Genomic DNA, 16,210 nt, shown 5'->3' with positions numbered 1-16,210 from the left:
AAATGCCGTTTTTGAAAGGTTTACTATGCTGCAATTATCATCTGCCCAACGCTCTGAACTGCGTGCCCAGGCACATAATCTGAATCCCGTCGTGTCGATTGCCGAAAACGGCCTCACCGAGGCCGTACTCAAGGAAATCGATCTCAACCTACGGGCCCACCAACTGATCAAGATCCGCGTTTATGGCGACAGCCGGGAGAATCGGATCGCCTTCTACGAGCAGATTTGCGCCCAATTGGACGCCGCTCCGGTTCAACATATCGGCAAGCTGCTGGTCGTTTTTCGCCCGGCTCCTATCGAAAAAGCAGCGGCTGAAGCCAAAAAAAGCCAGAACTCGCGCCGCCCCGCTTCCGAACCACGCAAGACCAAACGCGCCCACCAAGGCTGATCACCGCAGCCCGCGACCACTCCAGACGACGAGCCACAGCCCCAGCAAACTCTGCACCAGATAGAGGATGCTGGAAATGCCGTGCCAGGCGGCAAAGCGGTCACGCAAGACGCTTTCCATGACCTCGCGTGGCAAGGCATCCGCCTTCAGTTGAGCCATCAGCGGCTGTATCCCGAACTGGCTGGCAGCTACCATCAGCGCCATCAGAACCACCAGCCAGAACACGGCCAGCTTGAATACCTGCCCACGCCAATGTGAAACCAGGAAGATCAGCAGATAGGCCGCACTACCCAGCCCCACCCATCCGATCAACGTAAATAGTTTGCCAGCGACCATGCCGGCGAGTTGGCGGTCAGCCAAACTGGCAAACAACACCGGCGCCGCCAGATAACCGATCGCCCACATGCCCCCCACCCACAGGGCAATGAGAGCAAGGTAGAGCGCTTCGGCCAGTTTACGCACTGAATTATTCGTAGCGAACGTCGATGATTTCGTATTCGCGAATGCCGCCGGGGGCTTGAACTTGGGCGATATCACCAGCGTATTTGCCGATCAAGGCACGAGCCATCGGTGAATTAACGGAAATTTTGCCCGCCTTGATGTCAGCCTCATCCTCACCGACGATCTGGTAGGTCGCGCCGGCGCCAGAATCCTGATCTTCCATCTGAACCGTTGCCCCGAACACGCAGCGGCCATCTGCATCGAGCAGCTTGGGATCGATGATCTGCGCATTGGACAGCTTGCCCTCGACCTCCTGGATACGCCCTTCGATAAAGCCCTGGCGCTCCTTGGCCGCATCATATTCGGCATTCTCAGACAGATCGCCATGCGACCGAGCCTCGGCAATGGCTGCGATCACCCAAGGGCGGTCGACGGTCTTCAGACGATGCAGTTCTTCACGCAATTTCTCGGCACCAGCCACGGTCAACGGAACTTTGCTCATATTATCTTCCAGCAAAAGCAAAACCGCCGGCGCCCAAAACAAGGGCTACCCGGCGGTTCGGGTTGGTCTTAGTGAAGCTGCTCGTGCAGCGCCTGAATCGGATACACCACCAGCTCGCCCAGATGACGGATACCTTCAGCTGCGGCTTCGGCGCCCCAAATCGTCGTATACATGGTCACCCGTGCCTGCAGGCCCGAGGTGCGGATCGAACGCGAGTCGTTGATTGCACCGCGTTTTTCCTCCACCGTATTGATGATCAGTGCGATTTCGTTGTTCTTGATCATGTCGACAATGTGCGGACGACCTTCGGTCACCTTGTTAACCGACTGCACCGGCAGACCGGCAGCCTCTATGGCGTGCGCAGTACCGCGCGTTGCCGCAAGATGGAAACCGGCATCGTGCAGGTGGCGGGCGATCTCGATCGCCTTGGCCTTATCGCTATCCTTGACTGACAGGAAGACCTTGCCGGACTTTGGCAGCTTGACGCCAGCAGCGAGTTGCGACTTGACGAAGGCTTCGGCAAAGGTGACACCAACCCCCATGACTTCGCCGGTCGACTTCATTTCCGGCCCAAGAATGGTATCGACGCCCGGGAATTTGACGAAGGGGAAGACTGCTTCCTTGACCGAGTAATACGGTGGAATGATTTCCTTGGTAATACCTTGGTCCTTCAGGCTGCGCCCCGCCATGCAGCGGGCGGCAATCTTCGCCAGTTGCAGGCCAGTCGCTTTGGAAACGAAAGGCACGGTGCGCGACGCACGCGGATTCACTTCCAGCACGTAGACATCGTTGTCCTTGATGGCGAACTGGACGTTCATCAGGCCGCAAACATTCAGCGCCTTGGCCATCAGCTTGGTCTGGCGACGCAGTTCGTCCTGCACGGCGGCCGACAAAGAATACGGCGGCAGCGAGCAGGCCGAGTCACCAGAGTGCACGCCCGCCTGTTCGATGTGCTCCATGACGCCACCGATGATCACTTCTTCGCCATCGGAAAGCGCATCGACGTCACACTCGACGGCGTCGTTCAGGAAGCGGTCGAGCAGCACCGGCGAGTCATTGGAGACCTTGACCGCCTCGCGCATGTAGCGCTCGAGGTCCTTCTGCTCATGGACGATTTCCATGGCCCGGCCGCCCAGCACGTAGGACGGACGAACAACCAGCGGATAACCGATCTCCTGAGCCAGACGCAGCGCATCCTCTTCGGTACGAGCGGTACGATTCGGCGGTTGCTTCAGGCCGAGATCGTGCAGCAGCTTCTGGAAGCGCTCGCGGTCTTCGGCGATGTCGATAGACTCCGGCGTCGTGCCGATGATCGGCACGCCATTGGCTTCCAGCGCCAGCGCAAGCTTGAGCGGGGTCTGGCCACCGTACTGGACAATCACGCCGACCGGCTTTTCGATCGCGCAGATTTCCAGCACGTCTTCCAGCGTCAGCGGCTCGAAGTACAGACGGTCGGAGGTGTCGTAGTCGGTGGAAACGGTTTCCGGATTGCAGTTGACCATGATGGTCTCGTAACCATCCTCGCGCATCGCCATCGCGGCATGCACGCAGCAGTAGTCGAACTCGATGCCCTGACCGATGCGGTTCGGACCGCCGCCGAGCACCATGATCTTCTTCTTGTCGGTCGGCATGGCCTCGCACTCGTCCTCGTAGGTCGAGTACATGTAGGCAGTACCGGTCGAAAACTCGGCAGCGCAGGTGTCAACGCGCTTGTAGACCGGACGCACCTTGAGTTCATGGCGACGCTCGCGGACAGCGGTTTCACTGGTCTTGGTCAGGTGAGCCAGACGACGGTCGGCAAATCCCTTACGCTTGAGATAACGCAGCTCTTCTGCGGTCAACGAAGAAAATTCACGTTTTTCAACAGCCAGTTCGAGATCGACGATCTCCTTGATCTGGACCAGGAACCACGGATCAATCTTGGTCAGGTCAAACACTTTTTCGACCGACATGCCGATCCCGAAGGCGTCAGCGACGTACCACAGGCGATCCGGCGTCGGCCGGGCCAGTTGTTCGTCGATGGTTTCCGGATCGACCGTTTTCAGGTTGAAGCCATCGACACCCACTTCCAGACCGCGCAAGGCTTTCTGCAGCGATTCCTGGAAAGTGCGACCGATAGCCATCACTTCGCCAACCGATTTCATCTGCGTGGTCAGCGTCGAATCGGCCTGCGGGAATTTCTCGAAGGCGAAACGCGGCACCTTGGTCACGACGTAGTCAATGGAGGGCTCGAATGAGGCCGGCGTCTTGCCGCCGGTGATGTCGTTCGACAGTTCATCCAGCGTGTAGCCGACCGACAGCTTGGCGGCGATCTTGGCGATCGGGAAGCCGGTCGCCTTGGAGGCCAGGGCCGACGAACGCGAAACACGCGGGTTCATCTCGATGACGATCATCCGACCGTCCTTCGGGTTGATCGAGAACTGGACGTTGGACCCCCCCGTATCGACACCAATCTCGCGCAACACGGCGATCGAGGCGTTACGCAGGATCTGGTATTCCTTGTCGGTCAGCGTCTGAGCCGGCGCAACGGTAATCGAGTCGCCGGTGTGCACGCCCATCGGATCGAGGTTCTCGATCGAACAGATGATGATGCAGTTGTCCGCCTTGTCACGGACGACTTCCATCTCGTATTCCTTCCAGCCGAGCAGCGATTCCTCGATCAGCAGCTCGTTGGTCGGCGATGCTTCGAGACCGCGCTTGCAGATGATCTCGAACTCCTCCATGTTGTAGGCGATGCCGCCGCCCGTACCGCCCAGCGTGAAGGAGGGCCGGATGATGGTCGGGAAGCCGATCACGGCCTGCACCTGGTAAGCCTCTTCCATGCTGTGCGCGGTGGCAGACTTGGCGGAACCGAGACCAATCTTGGTCATCGCATCCTTGAACTTCTGACGGTCTTCGGCCTTGTCGATCGCTTCCTTGGAAGCACCGATCAGCTCGACGTTGAACTTGGCGAGCACGCCTTCGCGGTCGAGATCGAGCGCGCAGTTCAGCGCGGTCTGGCCACCCATGGTCGGCAGCAGCGCGTCCGGGCGTTCTTTTTCGATGATCTTGGCGACAACCTGCCAGGTGATCGGCTCGATGTAGGTGACATCGGCCATTTCCGGGTCGGTCATGATGGTCGCCGGATTGGAGTTGACCAGAATGACCTTGTAACCCTCTTCGCGCAACGCCTTGCAGGCTTGCGCGCCGGAGTAGTCGAATTCGCAGGCCTGACCGATGATGATCGGGCCGGCGCCAATAATCAAAACACTTTTTATGTCTGTACGTTTCGGCATTTCTTTACTCTCGCCTTATTTCGCCGGCTGCAGCGCGGCAACGCCACGCGTCATGGTGTCGAGGAAGCGGTCAAACAGGTAGGCCACATCGTGCGGACCCGGGCTGGCTTCGGGGTGCCCCTGGAAGGAGAAGGCCGGCACGTCAGTGCGGGCGATGCCTTGCAGGGAACCATCGAACAGCGAGACATGGGTAACCCGCAGGTTGGCCGGCAGCGAATCGATGTCCGCCGCAAAACCGTGGTTCTGGCTGGTGATCAGCACCTGGCCGCTATCCAGGTCCTTGACCGGGTGGTTCGCACCGTGGTGACCGAATTTCATCTTCGCCGTCTTGGCGCCGGAGGCCAGGGCCAGCAACTGGTGGCCAAGGCAGATGCCGAACGTCGGCACGCCGCGCTCGAGGAATTCACGGATGGCGGCAATGGCGTAATCGCAAGGCTCCGGATCGCCGGGGCCGTTGGACAGGAACACGCCGTCCGGCTTCATGGCCAGCACGTCGGCAGCCGGCGTCTGCGCCGGTACCACGGTCAGGCGGCAGCCGCGCTCGGCCAGCATGCGCAGGATATTGCGCTTGACGCCAAAGTCGTAGGCAACAACATGGAAACGCGGCTCAGCGGCAGCCTTGTAGCCTTTCAGGGTCCACTCGGCCTCGGTCCAGGGATAGACCTCCTTGGCTGAAACTACCTTGGCCAGGTCCATGCCGTTCAGACCGGGGAAAGCACGCGCCATGGCCAGGGCCTTGGACTCATCGACTTCACCGGCGAGAATGCAACCAGCCTGGGCGCCCTTTTCACGCAGAATGCGCGTCAGCTTGCGGGTGTCGATACCGGCGATGGCCACGATGCCGTGCTTTTTCAGGTAGGACGACAGGTCGTCCTGGGTACGCCAGTTCGAGGCGACCAGCGGCAGGTCGCGAATGACCAGGCCGGCGGCGTAGTTGGCATTGGATTCAAAATCCTCCGCATTGCAACCGGTGTTGCCGATATGCGGGTAAGTCAGGGTGACGATCTGGCGGCAATAGGACGGATCGGTAAGGATTTCCTGATAGCCGGACATGGCGGTGTTGAACACCACTTCGCCACTGGTTACGCCATCAGCGCCGATGGATTGGCCCTTGAAAACCGTTCCGTCGGCGAGGGCGAGAATGGCGGGTGTGAATGAGGGCAGCAGTGACACGTCGGCTCTCCAAATATTTTCTGCTTATTCATGTGCCAAGCGGGAAGGCTTGCGCCTCCCCGCTTGTGCTTTTTAACCTTCCTATTCTAGCCGAAAAGTGCCTTTTCAGGCAAATTCAAGGGATTACACGCGTCTCAACATAGCGTATCAACGAAGGTTTGATCAACGCCATTTCCTCCATCAAGGCGGCGTAGAGACGGCGACAGTTGGCCCAATCGACATTTTCAACCGTCATCGTCGCCTGCTCGATTTCCATGGCACGACGCCGTGCACGCTCGGCATGGAACATCGCCAGCAGACTTTTCAGCGTATGGGCGTGCATCCGCGCCTCATGGGCATCAGTCGCATCAATAGCGGTTCTTACCCGCCCCAAATGAGCGTCCCACTCCGCCAGCAACATGCCAGCCATGGTCGCAAATAATTCCGGCTCACCGATATCACCCAGTGCAGCCCCCAGATCGAGTTGCGAAGACGCATCAACAAGCGGCGCATCGTTAACAATGAAGTCGTCAGTGGCAAGGCCACCTCGTGCACGTTCCAGCGCGGCATACAACTCTTCAGAACGCAAAGGCTTGGCGACATAGTCATTCATTCCCGCCTCCAGACAACGATCACGATCTGTCGCCATGACGTTAGCCGTCATTGCGATGATGTAGACTGGCTTGAGCTCATGTGAGACAACCCAGCTCCGCCGCATTTCGCGAGACCGAATTGCTTCAGTCGCCTCGATGCCGCCCATCACCGGCATCTGCATATCCATCAGGATGACATCGAAATGGCCACTATCAAACAAATCGACGGCTTCCGCCCCGTTGTTTGCCAGGGATACCCGATGCGACTGACGCTCCAAAAGACGAGTCGCAAGCTCCTGATTGACCGGATTATCCTCAACCAGCAGGATATTCAGCCCGGAAGAATCCTCTTTGGCCACCCCGTCAAAATTGATTTCCGAAAGAGCAAATTCGCTCAACTCCTGGTTGCCGGGCCCATCAGCAAGCGCCAAAGCGTCAATCAAATCAGCCCCACCGATCGGCTTGACCAAGTGGGCAGAAACCCCGATTTCACGCAGTCGACTCAGATCATGCCGCTGATTTTCAGTCGTCAGCATAACAATCAGTTTTTCCACCCGACCGGACCGCCCCCAAGCCTCAGCCAACGCGAACCCTGCCGGAGCATCCATATTGGCATCGGCAAGAACATAGTCGTAGGGAAAATCCATCGCCCGACTTCGTTCCATCGCTGCAACCGCAGCCGCCCCATCCGCCACAAGGGAAACCTGAACACCAAGCTGCTCCAGGAGCTCGACCAGATATTGCCCGACGGTCGCGTTATCTTCGATCACCAAGACGCGCCGACCGCCAAACCTCGCTTCGAAGGGGCGTACCGATGTCGCCTCCTGAACCCCGAAGCGTCCGGTAAAAGAAAAAACAGAACCTTGCCCCGGGGTACTCTCGAGCCAGATCTTGCCATCCATCAGTTGAACGAGGCGCGCGCTGATCGCCAGCCCCAATCCCGTTCCGCCAAAGCGGCGGGTAGTGGACACATCGGCCTGTGAAAACGCCTCAAAAATCGCCTGCTGCTTGTCCGCGGGAACACCTATTCCGGTATCCCGGATCGAAAACCGGAGATAAACCGAGCGTTCTGTTGACTGATCGACTTCAACCTTGAGCGCCACCTCGCCCCGCTCGGTAAATTTGATGGCATTGCCGATCAGATTGATGATCACCTGACGCAAGCGCGTCGGGTCGCCAACAATGCGAGCCGGCACTTCGGGGCGAACATCCGCCACCAGCTCAAGCCCCTTCTTGTGAGCGCTGACCGCCAAGACCCGCACAGCCTCAAGGACAGTGTCCTGCATCGAAAAAACCAGCGACTCGAACTCCATCTTGCCGGCTTCGATTTTCGAGAAATCCAGAATATCGTTAACGATGGTCAGCAGCGCCTCGGCGGACGATTTGACCGTTTTCAGATAGTGGCGTTGCTCGGCATCCAGTTGCGTATCGAGCGCCAATTCGGTCATGCCGATAATGCCGTTCATCGGCGTCCGGATTTCGTGGCTCATATTGGCCAAAAAAGCCCCGCGCGCCTTGTTGGCTGATTCGGCCACTTCTTTCGCCGAGATTAGCGCCGATTCTGCCGCCTTGACGTCGCTGATATCTCGTTGCAACACCAACACCCGTGCCGGTTTCCCTTCGGCATTACGGGCGGCCACTGCACCGCGCAAAAGAAACCAGCGCCACTGGCCGTCACGCGCCTTGAAGCGGCACTCGGCCTGAAAGTGACTGTCCTGGTTCTGAATGTGCGCCTCGATTCGTGTCTGCAGCAGACGCAAGTCGTCGGGATGCACCATGCGCTGCCACTGCGCGATCGAGTTATCGAGATCGCCATCGGCATAACCAAGCATCTCTTTCCATTGGCGCCCGGAATCGATGGTGCCACTGCCGATGTTCCAGTCCGTGAGAGCGTCACCGGAGAGCTTGGTATGCCAGCCACTGAGATTGAGGCCGGCATAAGCCCGATAGGTCGAATCGACCGTACCCAGCAGTTTTTCGGTTCCATCCGCCAAGGCATGCTGCTGTGCGGCGCGCGCTTGCTCGAGCAGCATCAGGAATTGCGGCGCACCTTCGCCGCCGAAGATTTCCTGAAGCTGTTTCGCGAGCAGCTTGGATTTCATGAAGACTAGCGCAGGCCGAGGACGTCCTGCATATCGAACAAGCCGCTCTTGTGACCGGCCATGAAACGAGCCGCACGCAGACTGCCAAGGGCGTAAGGCATGCGACTGCTGGCCTTGTGCGTAATCTCGACGCGCTCACCGATACCGCAGAACATGACAGTGTGATCGCCGACAATATCGCCACCGCGCACGGTGGCGAAGCCGATAGTCGACGGATCGCGCTCGCCGGTCACGCCTTCACGACCGTAAACTGCGCACTCTTCCAGATCGCGACCAAGCGCCGAAGCCACCACTTCACCCATGCGCAGGGCGGTTCCGGAGGGCGCATCGACCTTGAGGCGATGATGCGCCTCGACGATTTCGATGTCGTAGCCCTGATTCAAAATACGGGCGGCTGTCTCAAGCAACTTGAAAGCGACATTGACGCCCACGGCCATGTTCGGCGCAAAAACAACCGGGATATCCTTGGCGGCCTCGGCGATGACGGCCTTGCCATCTGCCTCGAAACCAGTGGTCCCAATAACCATCCCCACACCAGCCTTACGGCAGAGTTCGAGATGAACCAGCGTCCCTTGCGGGCGGGTGAAATCGATCAGGCAATCAATATTCTTCAGGCCAGCAGCCACATCATCGGTGACGACGACATCACAAGGCAGGCCGACCAACTCGCCTGCAGTCTTGCCCAATGCCGGGCTGCCCGGCACATCGAAAGCCGCGCCCAGAACCAGACGATCATCCTTTAGTGTTGCCTCGATCAGCATGCGTCCCATGCGACCGCCGGCCCCAACGACACCAATACGTGTAGCGCTCATTCCTAGAATCCAAACATGTTCATGACACGCCGGAAAAAGCCCGGCTCCTCGCGCGGCGGTAGCGGCTTGTCAGCGGCTTCGCCGGACAGCGTCCCGAGGTCGACCAGGCGGCTCTTGGCAACCGGTGTGGTCAGCTCGCTGGTATCGGCCACGGCAACATCGCCATCAACCCGCTCCAGCCGGCCTTCGGTATCGAAAAAGACAGCGAACTTGCGTGACTCGACCACACCAGTCTGGCCATTCTGATAGCGATAGACATAGTCCCAGCGCTGCTGATGGAAAATATCGGCGACCAGCGGCGTGCCTAACAGGAAGCGGACCTGATCCTTGGTCTGTCCCGGCTTCAGTTGGGACACCATCTCCTGCGACAGGACATTGCCCTGCTGGATGTCGATCTTGTATTCATTGATGAAGCTCGGCTTGTATGAACAAGCGGTAATGAGCGCGCAGGATGCTGCAACGAGCAATAGACGGGAACGGCGCATTCGGGTTTCCGGAGTTTCTCAATCGGCTTTGAAGCGGTATATCATACCCGAAATCAGCATTTTGCCTGCCCGAACAATTTCTGGAATTTCCACGATGAGCGATCCGCAAAGCCTCAAGAACATGGGGCTGAAAGCCACTTTTCCCCGCCTGAAGATTCTGGAGCTTTTCGAAAAAAGCACCCTGCGTCACATGACGGCGGAAGACGTGTACCGGATGCTGATCAATGAAAACATGGATATCGGGCTGGCCACGGTTTACCGCGTACTGACCCAGTTTGAACAGGCCGGCTTGCTCGAACGTCATTTCTTCGAGTCAGGCAAAGCCGTTTTTGAAATCAATCACGGCAAGCACCACGACCATCTGGTCTGCATCGACTGCGGCCGTGTTGAAGAATTTTACGATCCTGAAATTGAAAAACGCCAGAATGCCATTGCCAAAGAGCGCGGCTTCGCGATTCAGGATCACGCGCTCTACCTTTATGCCCAATGCACCAAGGCCGAGTGCCAGCACCGCAATAATCCGGACAGCAAGTCCTGATTCACTGAAACTTCTCCATGTCTGACATTGCTGTTGTTGCCCCGGGGGCTTGGCTATCCTCGGCGGGTGCCACATTCCTGTTGATTGCCCTGGCCGAATTCGGCGACAAGAGCCAGCTCGTTTGCATGACGCTGGCCGCCCGCCATCGCGGCCTGCCCGTTGTATTGGGCGCGGTCGCCGCCTTCGCCATCCTCAATCTGCTCGCCGTGCTGTTCGGTGCGGCCGTTGCTGCCTGGCTGCCGGAATGGGTCGTGACCTTGGCCGTCGCCGTACTGTTCACCATTTTCGGGATCAGCGCACTTCGCTTCAAGGAAGAAGAGGAGGATGAAGAAATCGAGGAAAAACCGGGCCACGGCATCTTCGCAACCACTTTCCTGATGATTTTCCTCGCCGAGTTCGGCGACAAGACACAGATCGCAGTCGCCGGCATGGGTAGCGCGGCCAATGCCAGCGCCACCTGGGTTGGCGCCACACTGGCGCTGGCGTGCACTTCGCTGCTCGGCGTCTTCGCCGGCCGACGATTGCTCAATCACCTACCCCTGAAGTGGATACACCGGATCAGTGGCGTGTTTTTCCTGCTGCTGGCGCTGCTCGCCGCCCTGCGCCTGCTTGGCCTGGTTTAGACTTTTGCCTTTTTGGCCCTTGTGCCAAGCAGTTCGCGGGCATGCTTGAGCGTGATATCGGTGATCTCGACACCGCCCAGCATTCGGGCAATTTCCTGAATGCGCCCATCTTCATCAAGCGGCTGAATGGCGCTCAGGGTCACACCATCACGCGTTGATTTACTGACCTGCCACTGCCAGTTGGCCTCAGCCGCCACCTGCGGCAGATGCGTCACGCACAGGACCTGGCGTTCGCAACCCAGTTCGTGCAACAGGCGACCGACAATTTCAGCGACGCCGCCACCAATGCCGACATCGACCTCGTCGAAGATCAGGGTTGGCACACTGGCCGAGCGCGAAGTCAGCACCTGAATAGCCAGGCTGATCCGCGACAATTCGCCCCCAGAAGCCACTTTGGCCAGCGACTTGGCTTCATTGCCAGCCAGGCCGCCAATGCGAAACTCGACCTGTTCCAGACCATAGACCGCACCGTCTGTCACCGGCACCAGGGCGACCTCGAATCTTCCGGAGGAAAGCGCCAACTGGTGCATGATTTCGCTGACCGCCAGCCCCATCTCGGCAGCGGCTTTCTTGCGGCCGCCAGAGAGCTTTTCAGCGACGGCACGATAGGCCGCTTTGGCAGCAGCCACCTTGGTTTCGAGCGCTGCCAGATCAGCCGATTCATTCAGAGCCGCCAGACGCTGCCGCCAACCGGCCAGCAAACCGGGCAACTCGGCCGGCTGAACGCGATATTTTCGGGAATGGGACATCACCGCATCCATCCGGCGCTCGACCTGGGCCAGACGGGCCGGATCAAGATCGACCCGGTCGGTATAGCGCCGCAAGGTAGACACCGCGTCGGACAGTTCGGCCTGCACCGAACCCAGCAGCCCAGCCACTTCCGCCAAAGCCGGATCGTATTCCGCCAGACTCGCCAGACGGGTCGCTACGCCATCGATCTGGCGCTCACAGGCGCCCTCGTCTTCGGAAAGCACAGCCAACGCATACTGGGCGCCTTCAATCAAGCTGGCGGCATGACCCAGCCGGCGATGCTCGACATCAAGGGTGGCCCACTCATCATCCCCAAAGGCCAGCCCGTCGAGCTCACCAATCTGCCACTGGAGTTGTTCGCGCTCGCGCAGCAGGGCATCAGCACCTTCACTCGCACTGCGCAAAGCCTGTTCCAATTCGCGCCAGTTTTTCCAGGCAGCGGCAACCTCACCACCCAAGCCATTCAGACCGGCATGCGTATCGAGCAGCACGCGCTGGGCTTCGGAACGCAACAGTGACTGATGGGCATGCTGCCCGTGAATATCGACCAGCCATTCGCCCACTTCACGCAATTGCTGCACGGTGGCCGGCGAACCGTTGATGTAAGCCCGCGAACGACCGCCGGCGTCGACGACACGGCGCAGCAGCAACTCGTCATCGCCTTCCAGATCATTTTCAGCCAGCCAGCTTCGCACTTCCGGCAGCGTTGAAACCTCGAAGGTCGCTGCTACTTCGGCCTTTTCACAGCCGGAACGAACCACGCCGGCATCAGCCCGTTCGCCCAGAGTGAGCGCCAGCGCATCAATCAGGATGGACTTGCCAGCCCCCGTTTCACCGGTCAATGCGCCGAAGCCGGTTGAAAACGAAAGCTCCAGCCGATCAACGATGACAAAGTCTTTAATGGTCAGTTGGCGCAGCATCAGGGCCCCTTCGGCCGTTCGCTCCACTGCAGTTTCTGGCGCAGCATGGCGAAATAACTGTAACCCGGCGGATGCAGGAAACAGATGGTGTGTTCGGAACGGCGCAGACGGACGCAGTCGCCGCGCTCAAGGTCGAGCGTGACCTGACCGTCGAAGTGCACCCGCGGGTCGTCGGCGTTAACGATGCGCAGCTCGATGTCTGTGTTGTCATTGACGATGATCGGCCGGTTCGACAGGGCATGCGGACAAAGCGGCACCAGCGCGATGCCGGTCAGGGTCGGATTCAGGATCGGACCGCCGGCGGACATCGAATATGCGGTGGAACCGGTTGGCGTCGAGACGATCAGGCCATCCGAGCGCAGGTTGTAGATGAATTCGCCATCGATGAACAATTCGAATTCGATCATCCGGCCGATGGCGCCCTTATCGACGACGACGTCGTTGAGCGCCATATTCGAGGCGACTTCCTTGCCATCACGAGTCACCTCGGCCGCCAGCAGCATCCGGTTTTCCGGCGCGAAACGGCCGTCGAGCAGATCGTCCATGCAGGTCAGCATGTCGTCGCGAGCAATGTCGGTCATAAAGCCGAGGCGCCCCTGGTTAACCCCGACCAGCGGCACGCAGTAACGCGCCAGCCGGCGCGCCGCGTTGAGCATGGTGCCGTCGCCGCCGAGCACGATGGCGAGGTCGGCATGGGCGCCGATGTCGTTGAAGCCGCAGGTCACCCAGCGCGACAGATCGACAATTTTGCCGATATGTTCAGCCGTCTCGCGTTCGATAAAGACGGAGACACCGCGTTCATAGAGATATTCGGCCAGACGGCGCAGTGACTCGGCAATTTCCAGGCTATGGTATTTGCCGACCAGCGCAATGGTCCGGGGGGAGCGGTAGGAAGCAAAGCCTCTATTCATGGGGTCGAATTCTTGCATAAAAAACGCGTTACGGCGCCGACTCCAGTTTTTTGTACAATCCCCCCATGCTTGATGAACGCGCCCGCACCCTGCTCAAGACCCTGGTCGAACACTACGTTGCTGATGGACAGCCGGTGGGGTCACGCGCGCTGTCCAAGTTTTCCGGCCTCGACCTGTCACCCGCCACCATCCGCAACGTGATGGCAGACCTTGAAGAGGCCGGTTTTGTTGCCAGTCCGCACACATCGGCCGGGCGCATTCCGACAGCCCGCGGTTATCGCCTGTTCGTCGACAGTCTCCTCACCGTGCAACCGCTTGAAGCCCGCCAGATGGGCGAGATGGAGGAGGCCCTGCACGGCCGTCCCGCGGGCCAGATCATCGCCAGCGCCTCGCAACTGCTGTCCAGCCTGACCCATTTTGCCGGGGTGGTCATCGCACCGCGTCGCCAGAGCAGCCGGATTCGCCAGATCGAATTCCTCAGCCTGTCGGAAAAACGCATCCTGCTGATCATCGTCACCGCCGATGGTGATGTGCAGAACCGCATCGTCACCACCGACAAGGTCTATTCCCCAGCCGAGTTGGTCAGCGCAGCCAATTACCTGACCCAGAATTTTGCCGGCCTCGATTTCGAACAGATTCGTCATCGCCTGACTGTGGAAATCAAACAACTGCGCGACGACATCAAGCCCCTGATGGCCCTGGCGCTTGATGCCGGCGATGCTGCCATGGCCGAAAACACAACGCCCTACGTCATCTCCGGCGAACGCAACCTGCTCGATGTCGAAGAGCTGTCCTCCAACATGAAGCGTTTGCGCGAATTGTTCGATCTGTTTGAACAACGTTCCAGCCTGATGCGCCTGCTGGAAATCTCCAACAGTGCTGAAGGCGTGCAAATCTTCATCGGTGGTGAATCGGGGATCGCCACGCTCGACGAATGCAGCGTCATTGCCGCCCCGTACACGGTGGATGGCCAGGTCGTCGGCTCGGTCGGCGTCATCGGACCAACCCGCATGGCCTACGAACGCGTCATCCCCATCGTCGACATTACCGCCCGCCTGCTCTCCAGCGCCCTCTCCTACAAATCGGACAACTGATGCCCCGTTTTCTCCCGGAACCGCCGCACCGTCACGGCAACCCGGCGACCACTGCGGTCGTCCTCGTCAATCTCGGCACACCGGATGCGCCGACGGCCCCGGCATTGAAGCGCTATCTCAAGGAGTTCCTGTCCGACCCGCGCGTCGTCGAAATTCCCAAGCCGGTCTGGTGGCTGATCCTCAACGGCATCATTCTCAATATCCGGCCCAAGAAATCAGCCGCCAAATACGCCTCGGTCTGGATGCCGGAAGGTTCGCCATTACGCGTCCATACCGAGCGCCAAGCCAAGTTGCTAAAGGGCCTGCTAGGCCAGCGCGGCCATCACCTGACTGTAACCTCGGCCATGCGCTACGGATCGCCGTCGATTCCGGAGGTCCTCGCCCACCTGAAGGCCGAAGGGGCCAAGCGCATCCTGCTGGTGCCGATGTACCCGCAATACGCCGCGAGCACAACGGCCACTGTCGTGGATGAAGCGGCCAACTGGCTGACTAAAATCCGCAATCAGCCAGAAATGCGCTTTGTCCGGAACTTCCATGACCACGAAGGCTATCTGGCTGCCCTCGAAAAATCGGTTCGTCAGCACTGGCAAACCAACGGATCGTTGGGCGACAACGACCGACTGCTGATCAGTTTCCACGGCCTGCCCAAGCGCAGCCTGGATCTCGGCGACCCCTATTTCTGCGAATGCCACAAGACCGGCCGCCTGCTAGCCGAGCGCCTGAACCTCAAGCCGGAACAATTCCAGATCTGCTTCCAGTCACGCTTCGGCAAAGCCGAATGGCTGCAGCCCTACACCGCGCCGACGCTGCATGAATGGGGTAGCAAAGGCGTCCGCCGCGTCGATGTGATCTGCCCCGGCTTTGTCGCCGACTGCCTGGAGACGCTGGAAGAAATCGCACAGGAAGGCCGCGACGATTTCCTGAAAGCCGGTGGCAAGGAATATCACTACATTCCCGCACTGAACGAAGACGACGCCTGGATCAAGGCACTGGCTGACATCGCCGAGCAGCATCTCGGCGGCTGGTCAACCAAGACTGCCTTCGACCCGCACGCACTGGAAACCAGCGCCCGAGAAGCCTTCAAATTCGGCGCCCGGGCTTGAAATTCGTCAGATGGCACAAATATCAGGACAACCTGATATTTGGAGCCTGAGATGTCCGAAAACCTGCACCTCGTCTGCCCGCACTGCGCTGCGGTCAATCGCATTCCAGCCGCGAAGCTGGGCGATGCGCCGAACTGCGGCCAATGCAAGCAGCCCCTGTTCACCGGTGAACCGCTGGAACTGAACGCCGCAAACTTCGACCGCCACCTATCGCGCAACGATCTGCCGGTCGTCGTCGATTTCTGGGCGCCGTGGTGCGGGCCATGCCGGACGATGGCACCGACCTTCCATCAAGCCGCCATCGACCTCGAACCTTACGCCCGACTGGTCAAGGTCAACACCGAAGCCGAGCAACAACTGGCTGCCCGCTTCAATATTCGCAGCATTCCCACGCTGGCTGTCTTTTTGAACGGTCGCGAAATCGCCCGCCAGAGCGGCGCGCTCGACCTCGGATCGCTGAAACGCTGGCTACAGCCGCATCTTTACAAGTCTTAACTTCCGTCGCCGGCTGCCGTTAACAG

15 protein-coding genes are annotated in these 16,210 nt (G+C 59.3%); 6 read left to right on the top strand and 9 right to left on the bottom strand.

The genetic code is table 11. From position 1 onward, the window contains the following. Nucleotides 1-25 precede the first annotated feature (25 nt). Nucleotides 26-388: a YhbY family RNA-binding protein gene (locus DARO_RS04910; protein ID WP_011286707.1), complete on the top strand. Its 363-nt coding sequence runs from the start codon at nt 26-28 to the stop codon at nt 386-388. On the opposite strand, the gene DARO_RS04905 is transcribed toward DARO_RS04910, so the two are convergent. The 7 genes from DARO_RS04905 to DARO_RS04875 form a co-directional block, all read right to left on the bottom strand. After that, nucleotides 389-850: a DUF4149 domain-containing protein gene (locus DARO_RS04905; RefSeq protein ID WP_011286706.1), complete on the bottom strand. Its 462-nt coding sequence runs from the start codon at nt 848-850 to the stop codon at nt 389-391. It lies immediately after the preceding gene. Nucleotides 851-854: 4 nt separating this feature from the next. Further along, complete coding sequence (gene greA / locus DARO_RS04900) at nt 855-1,331, bottom strand: transcription elongation factor GreA (protein ID WP_041224217.1); 477 nt, start codon at nt 1,329-1,331, stop codon at nt 855-857. 68 nt (nt 1,332-1,399) lie between these two features. Then, nucleotides 1,400-4,606, bottom strand: coding sequence for a carbamoyl-phosphate synthase large subunit (gene carB, locus DARO_RS04895; protein WP_011286704.1), 3,207 nt, complete (start codon nt 4,604-4,606; stop codon nt 1,400-1,402). A gap of 15 nt (nt 4,607-4,621) precedes the next feature. After that, on the bottom strand, nt 4,622-5,770 hold the full coding sequence (carA, locus tag DARO_RS04890) for a glutamine-hydrolyzing carbamoyl-phosphate synthase small subunit (protein WP_198134152.1): 1,149 nt from the start codon (nt 5,768-5,770) through the stop codon (nt 4,622-4,624). 124 nt (nt 5,771-5,894) lie between these two features. Next, on the bottom strand, nt 5,895-8,453 hold the full coding sequence (locus DARO_RS04885) for a response regulator (protein WP_011286702.1): 2,559 nt from the start codon (nt 8,451-8,453) through the stop codon (nt 5,895-5,897). A 5-nt stretch (nt 8,454-8,458) separates the two neighbouring features. Continuing rightward, entirely contained in the window at nt 8,459-9,265 is an 807-nt protein-coding gene (gene dapB, locus DARO_RS04880; RefSeq protein ID WP_011286701.1) for a 4-hydroxy-tetrahydrodipicolinate reductase, read from the bottom strand. 2 nt (nt 9,266-9,267) lie between these two features. After that, on the bottom strand, nt 9,268-9,750 hold the full coding sequence (locus tag DARO_RS04875) for an outer membrane protein assembly factor BamE domain-containing protein (RefSeq protein WP_011286700.1): 483 nt from the start codon (nt 9,748-9,750) through the stop codon (nt 9,268-9,270). A 94-nt stretch (nt 9,751-9,844) separates the two neighbouring features. Here DARO_RS04875 and fur point away from each other — a divergent pair, with 94 nt between their 5' ends. Both fur and DARO_RS04865 read left to right on the top strand, forming a co-directional pair. Beyond that, on the top strand, nt 9,845-10,288 hold the full coding sequence (fur, locus tag DARO_RS04870) for a ferric iron uptake transcriptional regulator (RefSeq protein ID WP_011286699.1): 444 nt from the start codon (nt 9,845-9,847) through the stop codon (nt 10,286-10,288). A 17-nt stretch (nt 10,289-10,305) separates the two neighbouring features. Beyond that, complete coding sequence (locus tag DARO_RS04865) at nt 10,306-10,911, top strand: TMEM165/GDT1 family protein (RefSeq protein WP_011286698.1); 606 nt, start codon at nt 10,306-10,308, stop codon at nt 10,909-10,911. On the opposite strand, the gene recN is transcribed toward DARO_RS04865, so the two are convergent. Beyond that, nucleotides 10,908-12,581 carry a DNA repair protein RecN gene (gene recN / locus DARO_RS04860; protein WP_011286697.1) on the bottom strand — a complete coding sequence of 558 codons (1,674 nt, stop codon included), beginning with the start codon at nt 12,579-12,581 and terminating at the stop codon, nt 10,908-10,910. The two genes, DARO_RS04865 and recN, sit on opposite strands and share 4 nt — an antisense overlap. Further along, nucleotides 12,581-13,510 carry an NAD kinase gene (locus DARO_RS04855; protein WP_011286696.1) on the bottom strand — a complete coding sequence of 310 codons (930 nt, stop codon included), beginning with the start codon at nt 13,508-13,510 and terminating at the stop codon, nt 12,581-12,583. Before DARO_RS04855 ends, recN begins: the two co-directional genes overlap by 1 nt. A gap of 47 nt (nt 13,511-13,557) precedes the next feature. On the opposite strand from DARO_RS04855, the gene hrcA reads away from it, so the two are divergent. Genes hrcA through trxC form a run of 3 tightly spaced genes read left to right on the top strand, consistent with a single transcriptional unit; the run spans nt 13,558 to nt 16,184 of the window. Then, on the top strand, nt 13,558-14,586 hold the full coding sequence (hrcA, locus tag DARO_RS04850) for a heat-inducible transcriptional repressor HrcA (protein ID WP_011286695.1): 1,029 nt from the start codon (nt 13,558-13,560) through the stop codon (nt 14,584-14,586). Beyond that, on the top strand, nt 14,586-15,689 hold the full coding sequence (hemH, locus tag DARO_RS04845; protein ID WP_011286694.1) for a ferrochelatase: 1,104 nt from the start codon (nt 14,586-14,588) through the stop codon (nt 15,687-15,689). The genes hrcA and hemH overlap by 1 nt, the downstream gene beginning before the upstream one ends. 51 nt (nt 15,690-15,740) lie before the next feature. Further along, nucleotides 15,741-16,184, top strand: coding sequence for a thioredoxin TrxC (trxC, locus tag DARO_RS04840; RefSeq protein ID WP_011286693.1), 444 nt, complete (start codon nt 15,741-15,743; stop codon nt 16,182-16,184). Nucleotides 16,185-16,210: the final 26 nt, after the last annotated feature.

The sequence above is a fragment of the Dechloromonas aromatica RCB genome (genome assembly GCF_000012425.1).
The sequence above is the reverse complement of the archived record's forward strand: the minus strand, read 5'-3'. Positions and strand labels throughout refer to the sequence as shown.

Bases quoted from the DNA above. Each gene is read 5' to 3' on its own strand.
- trxC (WP_011286693.1), top strand. From the start codon at position 15,741: ATGTCCGAAAACCTGCACCTCGTCTGCCCGCACTGCGCTGCGGTCAAT.
- fur (WP_011286699.1), top strand. From the start codon at position 9,845: ATGAGCGATCCGCAAAGCCTCAAGAACATGGGGCTGAAAGCCACTTTT.
- DARO_RS04875 (WP_011286700.1), bottom strand. From the start codon at position 9,750: ATGCGCCGTTCCCGTCTATTGCTCGTTGCAGCATCCTGCGCGCTCATT.
- recN (WP_011286697.1), bottom strand. From the start codon at position 12,581: ATGCTGCGCCAACTGACCATTAAAGACTTTGTCATCGTTGATCGGCTG.
- DARO_RS04865 (WP_011286698.1), top strand. From the start codon at position 10,306: ATGTCTGACATTGCTGTTGTTGCCCCGGGGGCTTGGCTATCCTCGGCG.
- greA (WP_041224217.1), bottom strand. From the start codon at position 1,331: ATGAGCAAAGTTCCGTTGACCGTGGCTGGTGCCGAGAAATTGCGTGAA.
- carB (WP_011286704.1), bottom strand. From the start codon at position 4,606: ATGCCGAAACGTACAGACATAAAAAGTGTTTTGATTATTGGCGCCGGC.
- hemH (WP_011286694.1), top strand. From the start codon at position 14,586: ATGCCCCGTTTTCTCCCGGAACCGCCGCACCGTCACGGCAACCCGGCG.
- DARO_RS04910 (WP_011286707.1), top strand. From the start codon at position 26: ATGCTGCAATTATCATCTGCCCAACGCTCTGAACTGCGTGCCCAGGCA.
- DARO_RS04855 (WP_011286696.1), bottom strand. From the start codon at position 13,510: ATGCAAGAATTCGACCCCATGAATAGAGGCTTTGCTTCCTACCGCTCC.
- dapB (WP_011286701.1), bottom strand. From the start codon at position 9,265: ATGAGCGCTACACGTATTGGTGTCGTTGGGGCCGGCGGTCGCATGGGA.
- hrcA (WP_011286695.1), top strand. From the start codon at position 13,558: ATGCTTGATGAACGCGCCCGCACCCTGCTCAAGACCCTGGTCGAACAC.
- DARO_RS04885 (WP_011286702.1), bottom strand. From the start codon at position 8,453: ATGAAATCCAAGCTGCTCGCGAAACAGCTTCAGGAAATCTTCGGCGGC.